Source organism: Bradyrhizobium sp. USDA 3262 (assembly GCF_054060035.1).
This window is the reverse complement of record NZ_JBSSCT010000001.1, coordinates 206,785-220,116: the sequence shown is the minus strand read 5'-3', so window position 1 is coordinate 220,116 and position 13,332 is coordinate 206,785. Positions and strand designations below refer to the sequence as shown.

Here is a 13,332-nt window from a genome sequence, read left to right as displayed (position 1 = left end):
CGCGATCAGGCCGCCTGCTTCGGTGTCCAGACGCCGGCGGGCACCGGCTCGGCCGGCAACAAACTGGCGCCGGCGGCGCCCGCGATCGACATCGTGATCTCGTGGATGTCCTGCACCGACCGCTGCATCGAGAAGCGCGGATAGAGTTCGCGCAAGGTGGTCGCGGCCGCCGCTTGCGCCGCTGAGGGATCGGCCAGCACGGCCTCGACGGCGGCGGCGATGCTCATCGTGTCCTGGCCGAAGCTGAAGCGGGCGAGATGCGGCATCTCGGCGGCCGAGAAGCGGTTGGCGTCGAACACCGGCACGGTGCCGGCGCCGAGCGCAAAGAACACCCGGTCATGCACCGACAGGTCGATATTGGGATTGAGCGAGACCGCGGCAAGGTAGCTGCCGAGGCCTTCGCGCATCGCATCGAAGGTCATCGCGCCGAGCACGCGGGCCGGACGTCCGCTGACGTCGAGATCGCTCCAGCCGCCGCCGATGAAGTCGACCGGATAGTCGGCGAGCACCGCGCCCACCTCGCGGGTGCGCACGCCTCGTGTGTAATTGTCGAGCCGGGTCAGGATCACGTTGAACAGGTCGCCGCCGGGCTTCAGATAGACCAGATGCTGCCCGGCGACGTCGACGATGATCTTCGGAAATGCGCCGCAGGCCTTGCCGCGCGCCTCGGCGATCGCATCGAACAGCAGCGCGAACAGTCTTGGCGGCATCGTCTTGCGCCAGCCGCGCTCGAGCGCCAGCGGATTCCAGCCGGACTTGGCGAAGATCAGCCGGCCGTTGCGCTGCTCGGGCGGCACGCCGCCGAAGAAGCCGGGATCGGGGATGCCCATATGGGTCGCGAACACGGCGCCGTTGGCTCCCAGATGATCGCGGTTGAATGCGGCATGGTCCGGAAACACGTAGCCATGCGCGGTGTAGCGGCTCTCGAGCCCGTGACGCCTGGCGAAATAGCAGGGGTGATCGCAGAACCAGGTGAAGACGGGAATCTGGGCGACGTCCCAGAACAATCTGCCGTCCTTGGTGTGGATATCGAGCCCGATGCCGGAGAAGCCGAGCGCCATGGTCTCGGCGCGCCGCGGCAGCAGGGCGTTGAGCCGGGCCGAGAAATCCGGCGCCAGCAGATCGAGCATCTTGACCTCGTGCCCGAGCCGGTCGAACTCGGCGGCCGCCATCGCCAGGATGCCGCGCAGTGAATCATAGGTGGTGTTGCTGGAGTACAGGACGCAGATCACGGACATGGGGACCTCCGCGCTTGATGGTGTGGCTGCTCGCGCGGGCATTTCCGTCGCCTTGCATGCTGTCAGTTGAACGGCCGAGCCAGCCGTTCCGGGCTCGGAATTATCCTGATGGGCGGATTTATTTCGCCCGAAACGGCCGTGCCGTCACGTTGAAGCTGCGTCGGGCGCCGTCGCGATCCGACATGAGGGGCGAGAACGCATGCAGCTTGATGGCTTCGACGTCGTCGTGGTGGGGGCCGGCTTCTTCGGCGCTGTGATCGCCGAACAGGTGGCGAGCAGGCTCGGCCGCTCCGTCTGCGTGCTCGACCGCCGTCCGCATATCGGCGGCAATGCCTATTCGGAGCTCGACCCCGACAGCGGCGTCGAGGTGCATCGCTACGGCACACATATCTTCCACACCAATTCCGAGACCGTCTGGCGCTATCTGCACCGCTTCACCGAGTTCACCGGCTACCGGCACCGTGTCTTCACGGTGGCGAACGGCCGCGTCTATTCCATGCCGATCAACCTTGCGACCGTGTGCGCGGCGTTCGGGCGCGCCATGACGCCCGAGCAGGCCCGCGCCATGATCGCGGCGGAGGCGGCCGTGCACGGCGCCGCGGGGATCGGCAATCTCGAGGATAAGGCAATCGCCTCGGTCGGCCGCACGCTCTACGATCTCTTGATCCGCGGCTATACGCAGAAGCAGTGGCAGACCGATCCGCGTGAGCTTTCGGCCGACATCATCGGCCGCCTGCCGGTCCGCTTCACCTTCGACGATCGCTACTTCGCCGACCGCTATGAGGGCATGCCAGCCAGTGGCTACACCGCGATCTTCCGCCGGATGCTCGATCATCCCGCGATCGACGTCCGGCTCGGCGTCGATTATTTCGACATCGCCGATCGCATCAATCCGCGGCAGCTCGTGGTCTATACCGGTCCGATCGACCGCTTCTTCGGCTATGCCTGCGGCCATCTCGGCTGGCGTACCGTCGACTTCGCGCGCGAGGTGCACGACGTCGCCGACTACCAGGGCGCCGCGGTGATCAACTATGCCGACGCCGAGGTGCCGTTCACCCGCGTCCACGAGTTCAGGCATCTGCATCCGGAGCGCGCACATGCGCAAGGCCGGACGACGATCTACCGCGAATATTCCCGCTTCGCGGGCCGCAGCGACGAGCCGTATTATCCGATCAACACCGCCGCCGACCGCGCCGTGCTCGCCTCCTACCACGCCATGACGGCGTCGCATCCGAACGTCATTTTCGGCGGCCGGCTCGGCTCCTACAAATATCTCGACATGCACCAGGCGATCGGCGCGGCGCTGAAGACGTTCGAGCACGAGGTCGAGCCATTCTTCGCCCGGCAAGGCATGCACCCGCGTGACGCGGCCACGCGCCGCGAAGTCTTGTCGCCCTTGCCGGCGTGATCTAATCACGCGAGCTGCGGGCAACGAACGCCATAACAAATCGCCCGCTGTCCCCGGTGAGGAAACAATGAGAAAAACCGTCATTGCCGCGGCTGCCGCCGCCACTTGTCTTGCTGTCAGCATCGCCCACGCCGCGCCACTCCCGGAAACGTCGGCGCACCAGGTCGGTTTCTCGGAGCAGGGGCTGGCGCGGCTCGACGACTTCTTTGCGCGCGAGATCGCGGCCAAGCGCGTGCCCGGTGCTGTGGTGGCGATCGCGCGCGACGGCAAGCTCGTGCATTACAAGGCGTATGGCCAGCTCGATCCGGTGAAGGGCACGCCGATGCCGATCGACGCGGTGTTCGCGCTGGCGTCGATGACCAAGCCGATGGCGGCGGTTGCAGGCCTGACGCTGATGGAGCAGGGCAAGCTGCCGCTGCAGGCCAAGGTCGCCGAGTTCTATCCGGCGTTCGCCGACATGAAGGTCGGCGTGCAGCAGGCCGACGGCTCGCTGAAGATGGAGCCGCAGGCGCAGCCGATCTTCATCCACGATCTCTATCGCCACACCTCCGGCCTGATGTATGGCGGCCGGCCCGACAGCTCGAGCGCGCTGGCGCGGCTCTATCCCGACGGCACCGCGCCGGCGGTCGAGGGCGACACCCAGACCTTCATCGACCGGATCACCCAGCTGCCTCTGGTGCATCAGCCCGGCACCGAGTTCGAGTATGGCTTCTCGATCGACGTGCTCGGCGCTGTGGTCGAGAAGGTCTCCGGCCAGCGGCTTGGCGATTATCTCGCGGCCAATGTCTGGAAGCCGCTCGGCATGAAGGATGCGACATTCCATCCGGCCGATGCACAGCGCGCGCGGCTGGCGCGTCCGTTCCCCAACGATCCGCTCACCGGCAAGCCGCAAGCCATCAAGCTGCTCGATGCGCCGACCAGGTTCGATTGCGGCGGTGCCTGCTCGTTCGCCACCGTCGGCGACTATCTGCGCTTCGGGCAGATGCTGCTCAATGGCGGCGAGCTCGACGGCAAGCGCATCCTCAGCCCCAAGACGGTGCATCACATGACGTCGAACCATCTCGGGCCGGAGATCAAGAACAACGTCGCCGCGGTCGAACCGCATCGCGGCGGCTTCGGCTTCGGGCTGTCGGTCGCGGTGCGGACCGGCGAGGGGCTGTCGTCGGTGCCGGGCAATCCCGGCGAGTTCACCTGGAACGGCGCCTACGGCACGCAGTTTTTCTGCGATCCGAAGGAGCGCCTTGTCGTTGTGGTGGGAACCGCGGCGCCGGGCGAACTGCGCAAATATTATCGCGAGAATGTGCAGGACATCGTCAACGGCGCGATGGTGAAGTAACGCCTCAGCAGAAAAGTCGAACCTCACATTCCCACGTTTTGCGTACGTGGAACGTGGAACAGCAAAAAGGCCCGTCGCTCAAGCCAAGCGACGGGCCTCAAATTTTGCCTGGCTACCAGCGCCTGTAGACGCCGGTCAGCGTACCATTGTTGTTCCCTTCAGGACCCACGTCACCCTGGGTCGAGCTCGGCGTTGGATGGTTGGTGCCGTTGAATGAACCGTACCAGCCCGGCTCCGCCGGAGAGTACATCACATCAGGCTGCACGGCCTGATAGCGGGGGCCGCCGTAATATCTCGGACCAGGGTTCCCGTAAGGATAGTAGCCTTGTGCGAACGCGCCTGCCGTTGTTGCGATCAGGGACGCCGCGGCGAGGGACAATATCTTGGTCTTTCGTTGCATTCACACTCTCCTTGCTGGTGTCCCGACCAACGACCGCCATGGAGCGGCGTTCCTGATCTGCCATGCATCTCGCATAGGCAAATCTGCGCGAGCGTGGGATCAGGTTCTTGTGAAGGGGCTTGCGCTCCGGAAAGGCACTGCCGGGCTCTGCCCGGCAGGATACATCCGTCGCCGGCCCGCGTTATGCTTCTATGGCTATAACGGCGCATGCGCGAGCGGCGCCTCGAAAAACCGGGGCGGTTCGGAAAAGGAAGCCCGCCACTGCGGCGGGCAAGGTCCAGGGAGGAAAACGCCCTGACAAGGGAGCGTGCAGCCAGTCTCCCCGATTCGTGCGCGGCTGCGAAGATCGTATAACTACTGTCATCAGAGCCGGCATTATGCGAATGCTGCTGGGGCCGCGGCCGGTCGGCAAGGGAATGACAAGGCGCGCTAACACGGCGCAAATACAGGGGAAGTTCATGAGCACGTCTGGAGTTTTTGCCCGCGTCGTCGCGGCGATCGGGGCCGGCGCCTTGGCGTGGCGGCGGATGCAGGGCGCGCAGCCCGCGCCGGCCTGGGGCAGCGCGCCGCAGATCCCGCAGGCCAAGCCGCAGGGCGCGATCCCGACGCTCAAGATGCCGACGGCGCGGGGCTGGGACAAGGACCAGAAGCCGATCGCCGCGCCCGGGCTCAAGGTCAACGCCTTTGCGGCCGGGCTCGATCATCCGCGCTGGATCAACGTGCTGCCGAACGGCGATGTGCTGATCGCGGAGGCAACGCAGATCGCTGGCACGCCGCGCAGCGTCTTCCACTACGCGATGCAGGCGACGATGCGGCGCGCCGCGGCGCTCGGCGTCAGCGCCAACCGTATCACGCTGCTGCGCGACCGTGACGGCGACGGCGTCGCCGAAAGCCGCGGCGCCTTCATGGAAGGATTGAGCCAGCCGTTCGGCATGGCGCTGGTCGGCGACACCTTCTATGTCGGCAACACCGACGGCGTGGTGGCGTTTCCCTATGCCGCGGGCGCCGATCGCATCATCGCGCAGGGACGCAAGCTCGTCAGCTTCAAGCCCGACGGGCACTGGACGCGCAGCCTGCTGCCGAGTGCCGACGGCAAGAAGCTTTATGCCGGTGTCGGTTCGCTCAGCAACATCGCCGAGAGCGGCTTTGCGGTCGAGGAAGGCCGCGCCGCGATCTACGAGCTCGATCTCGTCGCGGGCACCAGCCGCATCTTCGCCGGCGGCCTGCGCAATCCGGTGGGCATCGCGTGGGAGCCGACCACCAATGTGCTCTGGACCGTCGTCAACGAACGCGACGGCCTCGGCGACGAGACGCCGCCGGACTATCTGACCTCGGTGCGCGACGGCGGCTTCTACGGCTGGCCCTATTGCTACTGGGGCAAGACCGTCGACGATCGCGTGCCGCAGGATCCGGCGATGGTCGCCAGGGCGATCCAGCCGGACTACGCGCTCGGCGGCCATACCGCCTCGCTCGGGCTGTGCTGGATGCCGCAGGGCACGCTGCCGGGATTCCCCGACGGCATGGTGATCGGCCAGCACGGCTCGTGGAATCGCTCGACGCTGTCGGGCTACAAGGTGGTGTTCGTGCCGTTCGCGAACGGCCGTCCCGCAGGGCCGGCGCGCGACATCCTGTCGGGCTTCCTCGCGCCCGACGAGAAGGTGTCGTACGGCCGCCCGGTCGGCGTCGCGCTCGGCCCCGACGGCTCGCTGCTGGTGGCCGACGACGTCGGCAACGTGATCTGGCGCGTCACGGCGGCGTAGGCGCGGCGACCTCAGACGGATCTGATCTCGCCGCCATCCATGCGCAGCACGGTGCCGGTCATCCAGCGTGCCGGCGGCGACACGGCATAGGCGACGAGGTCGGCGATCTCCTCCGGCGTGCCGAACCGCCTGATGCCGGCCTGCCTGAGGAAGCCGGTCTTGGCGGCGTCCAGATCTACCTGCTTTGCCGCCGCGGCCTTCTCCAGCATCGCGAGGCGGCGTCCGGTCATCACGGCGCCCGGCGACACGCAGTTCGCCTGCACGCCGTCGTCGATGCCGCGCTCGGCGAAGGCTTTTGCAAGTGCCTCGATCGCGGCGTTGATCGTGCCCACCGCGGCGGCGCCTGCGCGCGGCATCGCGGCGGCATTGCCTGAGGTGAAGATGACAGCGCCTTGCGACGCTTTCAGCGCGTCCCAGGCGCGGATCGTCAGCCGCCTGGCGCCGTGGAATTTGAGCGCGAGGCCGGCGTCCCATTGCGTATCGGTCATCTCGAACAGATCGAGCCCGGGCACGGCGCCCGCGACATTGACCAGCGCGTCGATGCGGCCGAAGCGATCCAGCGTGGCCTTGACGACTTCATCGGCGGCATCGGGCCTGGCGAGATCGAGCTCGAGCGCCAGTGGCGTGCTGCCACGACCTTCGATCTCCTGAGCGGCCTCGCGCAGCCTCTCGCCGCTGCGCGCGACGAGCACGATGGCGGAAAAATCCCGCGCGAGCCGCAGCGCGGTGGCGCGTCCGATGCCGGAGCTGGCGCCGGTCACGATGGCGACGGATTGGGTCACGTGCATTTCCTTGGTGGTTCGGCGACTGAGTAGATGGAGGTTCGTCATTGCGAGGAGCGACAGCGACGAAGCAATCCATCCTTCCGTTGTGCGGAGCTATGGATTGCTTCGCTTCGCTCGCAATGACGCGGATAGAGTTGTGGGTGCGGACATCCTTGAGTCAGCGGCTCAGGAATTCGCGGATGCTTAGCGCGATCTCGGCGGCATGCGTCTCCAGCGCGAAGTGGCCGGTGTCGAGGAATTTGACGACCGCCTTCGGATTGTCGCGCCTGAAGGCCTCGGCGCCCGGCGGCAGGAAGAACGGATCGTTCTTGCCCCACACTGCGAGGAACGGCGGCTGGTGGGTGCGGAAGTAAGTCTGGAAGGTGGGGTAGAGCGCGACGTTGCTCTTGTAGTCGCCGAACAGATCGAGCTGCACGTCGTGGGCGCCGGGGCGCGCCATGTAGTAATTGTCGAGGTTCTGCCCGTCCGGCGACACCGCCGCCGGATCCGAGGTGCCGTGGGTGTACTGCCAGCGCGTGGTGTCCGGCGTCAGGAAGGCGCGCAGCGCGTCGCGGTTCGCCGGCGAGGGATTCTGCCAATAGGCCTTGATCGACGTCCAGCCGTCGCTGAGGCCTTCCTCATAGGCGTTGCCGTTCTGCGAGATGATCGCCGTGATCCGCTCCGGATGCTTGACCGCGATGCGGAAGCCGGTCGGCGCGCCATAATCGAACACATAGACCGCGAAGCGATCGAAGCCGATCACCTCGGTGAAGCGATCGATGACGCCGGCGATGCGCTCGAAGGTGTAGTTGAACTTGTCGCGCGGCGGCATGTCCGACTGGCCGAAGCCGGGCAAATCCGGCGCCACGATGTGGAATTTGTCCGCGAGCTGCGGGATCAGATCGCGAAACATATGGCCCGCGCTCGGGAAGCCGTGCAGCAGCAGCAGCTTCGGCGCGCCGGCCGAGCCGGCTTCGCGATAGAAGATGTTGAAGCCATCGACATCGGCGGTGCGGTATTTGACCTGAGACATCTGTCACTCCTTGTGATCGTGATGTGTGGTGTGGTTTTGCGAGTTCAGGACTTGGCCTGCCCGGCGACCGCGCCGACCGCCTCCCGGATGATGTCGGTGACGAGCTTCGGCGCGGTGACGATCGGGGTATGATCGACGGGATGTGAACGCACGGTCGCTTGCATCCGCGCCGCCATGCTGCGCTGTGTCTCGGGCGCGATCATCCGGTCGTCCTCGGCAACCAGGAACCAGCTCGGGACGTCCTTCCACAGCGGGCGGCCGACCGGCACGGTGATGCAGGCCGGCGAGATCGGCCGCTGCACCGCGGCGAGCACCGCGAGGTCCTCGGACCGCGCGCCTTGCGCGAAGGCCGCCGCGAAAGCGGACTCCGGCAGCCAGATCAGGCCATTGGCGTCGGGCGCGAGCTTGGGCGCGAACGGATGCGGTGGCAGCCGGTAGAATACGTCGGCGACCGTCTCGCCTTCATCCGGCGCCAGCGCCGCGACATAGACCAGCGCTTTCACGCGCGGCGAGCGGGTCCCGGCGATCACGGCGCCGGCATAGGCATGGCCAACCAGCACCACCGGGCCCGCGACGCGGTCCAGGGTGCGGTTCAGCGCGGCGACGTCGTCGGCGAGCGAGGTGAGGGGCAGCGGCGCCGCCACCGCCGCAATGCCCTCGGCGTCGAGCGCCCTGATCACCCGTGCCCAGCTCGAGCCATCGGCCCACGCGCCATGGGCAAGCACCACGCTGACATTCTCGTTCGACATTGTCCGCTCCCTCGTCTCAGGCCGGTTTTGGCCGTAACCTCTAAAATGCAGTCTGCTAGGTTAGCGCGCTTATGGCTCACGACGCGTAACTTGTCAAATGCATTTTATCAGGTTACTATCTGCGCGACTGAGGAAGCCGCCAGGAGGGCGTCACCGTGCAATCCCATCCGCCCGCGATGTTCATCGCAGATAGCCTGGGCCTCGATTTCATCAATTCGATCGCGACGCCGGTCGATACGCCGGTGGACTGGGTCGCCGATGGCGACGGCCTGCTGCGCTGGCTCGCGCAGGCACAGCTGGTGCCGTCGGATGTGCTCGACGACTTCAGGGCGCGCGCGACGCCTGGCGAGCTCGACAACGCCGCCGGTCAGGCCCGCGATTTGCGTGAATGGTTCCGCGGCTTCGTCCGCAAGCATATGGGCCGGCCGCTGACGCCGCGGGCGCTCAAGGAGCTCGAGCCACTGAACCGGCTGCTGGAAAGTGATCAGGCGTTCAGCAAGATCGTGGCGCATCGCCAAAAGGATGGCGATGACGGTTTCGCGCTGGAGCGGACGCGGCGCTGGCGCTCGGCCGAAACATTGCTGCTGCCGATCGGGGAAGCGATGGCCAGGGTGGTCTGCGAGGAAAGCTTCTCCGACATCAAGGCGTGCGAGGGCCCGGCCTGCACGCTGATGTTTGCCGACCACACGCGGGCGCGGGCGCGCCGATGGTGCAGCATGGCGATCTGCGGCAACCGCGCCAAGCAGGCAGCGCACCGCAGCCGGATGAAGGACAGGGGCTGAGACCAGCAAAAGACTAAGCAACGGAGACCAACAAAATGGCGGCACTTCCCTTGATCGTGTTCGACGTCAATGAAACCCTGCTCGACCTCGAGACCATGGAGCCGGTGTTCGCCCGCATCTTCAACGACAAGAGCGCGATGCGGCTGTGGTTCGCCAACTTCATCATGTACTCGGCCTCGCTCACGGTGGCCGGGTGCTACGTGCCCTTCACCGATATCGGCGCCGCGGTCATGAAGATGCTGGCCGACACCCGCGGCATCAGGATCGACGAGTCCGACAAGCAGGAGCTGACCGAGAAATTCTCCACCATGCCGCCGCACGGCGAAGTGCCCGGCGCGCTGCGCAAGCTGCGCGCGGCGGGCTTCCGCCTGTTCACGCTGACCGACAATCTGCTCGAGGTGCAGACCCGGCAGCTCACCCATGGCGGCATCGTCGATCTGTTCGAGCGGCGCTTCTCGGCCGACGGCGTCAAGCACCACAAGCCGTCGCGGCAGGCCTATGCCTATGTCGAGAAGGAGCTCGGGGCTGCGCCCTCGGCGTTCTGCCTGATCGCCTGCCACACCTGGGACACGCTGGGCGCGGTCGCCGCCGGCTGGGAGGCCGTGCTGATCAAGCGTCCCGGCAACGATGTGCTCGGCGTCGGTCCGCAGCCGCAGGTCGTCGGCAATGATCTCGACGATGTCGCCGATCAGCTGATCCGCCGCCATGGCGCCAAAGGGTAACGGCACCTGACGGGTTCTCGCGGCGGAGGAGCGGGCAAAACTCCCCTCCAGGGCCCGATCGCTCGGAAGTGCATAAAACCGGAATGAAATCCATAGCGGTTTTCAACCATGCCCCTTGAGCCTTCCTCAACTTCCGCGGCCGATGCTGCGCCTGCCACAGGGATCGAAGGAGCTCACAGCATGCCGGCCAAGGGACGAGCGACCGCGACCAACGCCACCGCGCAAGGGCGCGAGGATATCCTTAACGCGCGCGCCATCAGCACGCTGGGCGCCGGCGTCGTCAGCGCGATGAGCGCGGTCGGCGCCGCCGTCATCAAGAAGAACAAGCCGGCACTCGGCAAGAATGCCGACTGGTTCTGGCACATGTTCGCGAAATGCGAGGCCAGGGCCGCGCGCATCGCCGAGCAGGCCGCGCGCGATCCGGAGGCCTGCGGCGATGCCACCTTCATCGAGGTCTATGCCGCGCAATTGCCGAAGCTGATGACAGCGGCGCTCGAGAGCCATGAGAAGGCGCTCAAGGCGAAGTGATGTAGCGTCAAGGGGAGTGCCACAACGGCGCTCGTCCCGCTGTCGTTCCCTCTTGACCTCTCACATGCGCCAAGGCGGCTAGTAGGGGTGGCTCTCGCCGAGCAGACGGGTCTTGCGGGTCAGGCGAAGCCGTTACGCGCCATCGCGCTGACCGGCCCTACGGCCCCGATCGGGCAGCCAGCCTGATCCGCGCCAGCTTTTCTGCGACGGGGGCATGGCGATTTGGTCGGTCTTGGCGTAAAGCACCCCAAATCGTCATGCGGCTGTGCCGCCTGCCGGGTACGCAGCTCCAGGTCGTCCCGCTCGACGTTCTGCGCCCGGACCAATCAAGGTTTCCCATCTCGTGCCCTTTCCGACCACAAGTTCGCCGCTCGCCCGCGCCTTGGCCGAGCGCAACTACGATCAGCCAACCCCGGTCCAGCTCGCGGTGCTCGCCGCCGACGCCGTCGACCGCGATCTCCTCGTTTCGGCCCAGACCGGCTCGGGCAAGACCGTTGCCTACGGCTTGGCCATGGCAAAGGACCTGCTCGACGGCGCCGAGCGGTTCGAGCCGGCTGCCGCCCCGCTGGCCCTGATCGTCGCGCCGACGCGCGAGCTCGCCTTGCAGGTCCAGCGCGAGCTTGCTTGGCTTTATGAACACGCCGACGCCCGCGTCGTCTCCTGCGTCGGCGGCATGGACCCGCGCCGCGAGCAGCGCGAGCTGGCCCAGGGCGCCCACATCGTGGTCGGGACCCCCGGCCGGCTGTGCGACCATTTGCGGCGCGGCCGTCTCGACATTTCGGAACTCAAGGTCGTCGTGCTCGATGAGGCCGATGAAATGCTCAATCTTGGTTTCCGCGAGGACATGGAATTCATCCTCGAGACCACGCCCGACGCCCGCCGCACCTTGCTGTTCTCGGCGACGTTCCCGCGCGGCATCGTTGCGCTCGCCAAGCAGTATCAGGAGCATGCGTTCCGGATCGAGGTCGCCGGTGACGAGGGCGGCCATGCCGATATCGAGTACCGCGCCATCCGCGTCGCGGCCGACGACGTCGAGCACGCCGTCGTCAACGTGCTGCGTTTCCATGAGGCGCCGAGCGCGCTGGTGTTTTGCAACACCCGTGAGGCCGTCCGGCATTTGCAGGCGGCGCTGCTCGAGCGCGGGTTCTCCGTCGCCGCGCTGTCGGGCGAAATGACCCAGAACGAGCGGACCCAGGCGCTGCAGGCGTTGCGCGACGGACGGTCGCGGGTTTGCGTCGCGACCGACGTCGCGGCGCGCGGCATCGACCTGCCGAGCCTCGATCTCGTCATTCACGCGGATTTGCCGAAAGATCCCGAGGTCATGCAGCATCGCTCGGGCCGCACCGGCCGCGCCGGCCGCAAGGGCGTCAGCATCCTGCTGGTGCCGCCGGCACGGCGGCGGCGCGCCGAATTGCTGCTCGATCTCGCCGGTATCGATGTGGCCTGGGGCTCCGCGCCACAGGCGGAGGAGATCCGCAAGCTCGACCATGATCGCCTGCTGCAGGATGCGGTGTTCTCCGAAGAGGCGACATCAGATGATCAGGCACTGGCGCAGGCCTTGCTCGCCGAACGCTCGCCCGAGGCGATTGCCGCAGCGCTCGCCCGGCTCTATCGCGCGCGGCTGCCGGCGCCCGAAGACATTCTCGATCCCGGCGAGGGACGCGGCCGGGACCGCGACGATCGCCGCGGCGAGCGGGCCTCGCGCCGCGATGATCGTGCCGCCGGACCGCGATCGAAGACCGGCAAGTCATCTGCGCGTCACGGCATGGAGGAGGCGACCGTCTGGTTCCGCGCCGCGATCGGGCGCCGGAAGAATGCCGAAGCCCGCTGGCTGCTGCCGATGATCTGCCGCCGCGGCGGCATCGACAAGCGCGACATCGGCGCGATCAAGATCATGGACACGACCACCGAGTTCGAGATCGCCGCGCGGGTCGCGGAGTCCTTCGCGGTCAAGATCAAGCGTCCGGACAAGGAAGACAGCATCCGCATCGAACCGCTGGCCGACGCTCCGCAGGGCGAGGTGCGCGAGAAGCCGGCGCGCAAGCCCAGGCACGATCCTTGGCGCGACAAGGACGACGGCGGATACAGCGCGCCGCGCGCCGACGAGCCGCGCGACGAGGGGGCAGGAAAGCGGCGCGGCAAACCGGATCGCGAGGCCAGAGCGTTTTCCAGCGAAGGCGCGAGCGGTTCGCGTCAGGACTACGCGTCAAAAAAGGAATCCAGGGACTCGTTCCGATCCGATCGGGACGGAAAAGGCTTCAGGCCGAAATCCGGCGACGAGCCACGGTTCGGGAAGAAAAAGAAGCATCCGGGCAAGTCCAGTCACGCCGGACGCACGCAGTGGCCGGACGTGTCGGCGAAGCCGAAGTTCGGCAAGAAGCCGAAGAAGAAGCGGCGGGGCTGAGCTGGCGCCGGCGGCGGCGCAGCGTTCAGAATGCCGATGTATGAGTTTCGACGTCGCAACAAACTCAGTGTCGTCCCGGCGAAGGCCGGGACCCATTACCCCAAATGCTCATTGTTGCGCGACGCTGGGGCCACAATTCCGTTCACAATCACATGCGGTGGTTATGGGTCCCGGCCTTCGCCGGGACGACGATGTGGATGTGGTGCGA

At 66.6% G+C, this 13,332-nt stretch carries 12 protein-coding genes; 7 read left to right on the top strand and 5 right to left on the bottom strand.

What is annotated here, in order from left to right; genetic code table 11:
• Positions 1-5: 5 nt before the first annotated feature.
• Entirely contained in the window at positions 6-1,238 is a 1,233-nt protein-coding gene (locus ACVWYP_RS01020) for a hypothetical protein (protein ID WP_304497418.1), read from the bottom strand.
• 199 nt (positions 1,239-1,437) lie between these two features.
• Between ACVWYP_RS01020 and glf the strand changes: the two genes are divergently transcribed.
• Positions 1,438-2,646: a UDP-galactopyranose mutase gene (gene glf / locus ACVWYP_RS01015; protein ID WP_304497417.1), complete on the top strand. Its 1,209-nt coding sequence runs from the start codon at positions 1,438-1,440 to the stop codon at positions 2,644-2,646.
• 67 nt (positions 2,647-2,713) lie between these two features.
• A complete protein-coding gene (locus tag ACVWYP_RS01010; RefSeq protein WP_304497416.1) occupies positions 2,714-3,982 on the top strand; it encodes a serine hydrolase domain-containing protein in 1,269 nt (422 codons plus the stop codon).
• Positions 3,983-4,094: 112 nt separating this feature from the next.
• On the opposite strand, the gene ACVWYP_RS01005 is transcribed toward ACVWYP_RS01010, so the two are convergent.
• Positions 4,095-4,382 (bottom strand): hypothetical protein, encoded by a 288-nt coding sequence (locus tag ACVWYP_RS01005; protein WP_075969423.1) that lies wholly within the window; start codon positions 4,380-4,382, stop codon positions 4,095-4,097.
• A gap of 458 nt (positions 4,383-4,840) precedes the next feature.
• Between ACVWYP_RS01005 and ACVWYP_RS01000 the strand changes: the two genes are divergently transcribed.
• Entirely contained in the window at positions 4,841-6,142 is a 1,302-nt protein-coding gene (locus tag ACVWYP_RS01000) for a PQQ-dependent sugar dehydrogenase (protein ID WP_304497415.1), read from the top strand.
• A gap of 11 nt (positions 6,143-6,153) precedes the next feature.
• Here the strand turns inward: ACVWYP_RS01000 and ACVWYP_RS00995 are convergent, their stop codons facing one another.
• The 3 genes from ACVWYP_RS00995 to ACVWYP_RS00985 all read right to left on the bottom strand — a co-directional run bounded on the left by ACVWYP_RS00995 (position 6,154) and on the right by ACVWYP_RS00985 (position 8,688).
• Positions 6,154-6,930, bottom strand: coding sequence for an SDR family oxidoreductase (locus ACVWYP_RS00995; protein ID WP_304497414.1), 777 nt, complete (start codon positions 6,928-6,930; stop codon positions 6,154-6,156).
• A gap of 154 nt (positions 6,931-7,084) precedes the next feature.
• Positions 7,085-7,939 (bottom strand): alpha/beta fold hydrolase, encoded by an 855-nt coding sequence (locus tag ACVWYP_RS00990; protein WP_304497413.1) that lies wholly within the window; start codon positions 7,937-7,939, stop codon positions 7,085-7,087.
• Between the two features lie 44 nt (positions 7,940-7,983).
• Positions 7,984-8,688, bottom strand: a complete 705-nt coding sequence (locus ACVWYP_RS00985) for an alpha/beta fold hydrolase (RefSeq protein WP_304497412.1) — start codon at positions 8,686-8,688, stop codon at positions 7,984-7,986.
• 176 nt (positions 8,689-8,864) lie between these two features.
• Here ACVWYP_RS00985 and ACVWYP_RS00980 point away from each other — a divergent pair, with 176 nt between their 5' ends.
• From ACVWYP_RS00980 to ACVWYP_RS00965, 4 genes are all read left to right on the top strand, one after another.
• Complete coding sequence (locus tag ACVWYP_RS00980; RefSeq protein ID WP_453946192.1) at positions 8,865-9,470, top strand: CGNR zinc finger domain-containing protein; 606 nt, start codon at positions 8,865-8,867, stop codon at positions 9,468-9,470.
• 35 nt (positions 9,471-9,505) lie between these two features.
• Positions 9,506-10,192 carry a haloacid dehalogenase type II gene (locus tag ACVWYP_RS00975; RefSeq protein WP_304497411.1) on the top strand — a complete coding sequence of 229 codons (687 nt, stop codon included), beginning with the start codon at positions 9,506-9,508 and terminating at the stop codon, positions 10,190-10,192.
• A 180-nt stretch (positions 10,193-10,372) separates the two neighbouring features.
• Positions 10,373-10,720, top strand: a complete 348-nt coding sequence (locus ACVWYP_RS00970) for a hypothetical protein (RefSeq protein WP_076827336.1) — start codon at positions 10,373-10,375, stop codon at positions 10,718-10,720.
• Between the two features lie 343 nt (positions 10,721-11,063).
• Positions 11,064-13,124: a DEAD/DEAH box helicase gene (locus ACVWYP_RS00965; RefSeq protein ID WP_304497410.1), complete on the top strand. Its 2,061-nt coding sequence runs from the start codon at positions 11,064-11,066 to the stop codon at positions 13,122-13,124.
• The last annotated feature ends 208 nt before the right edge of the window (positions 13,125-13,332 follow it).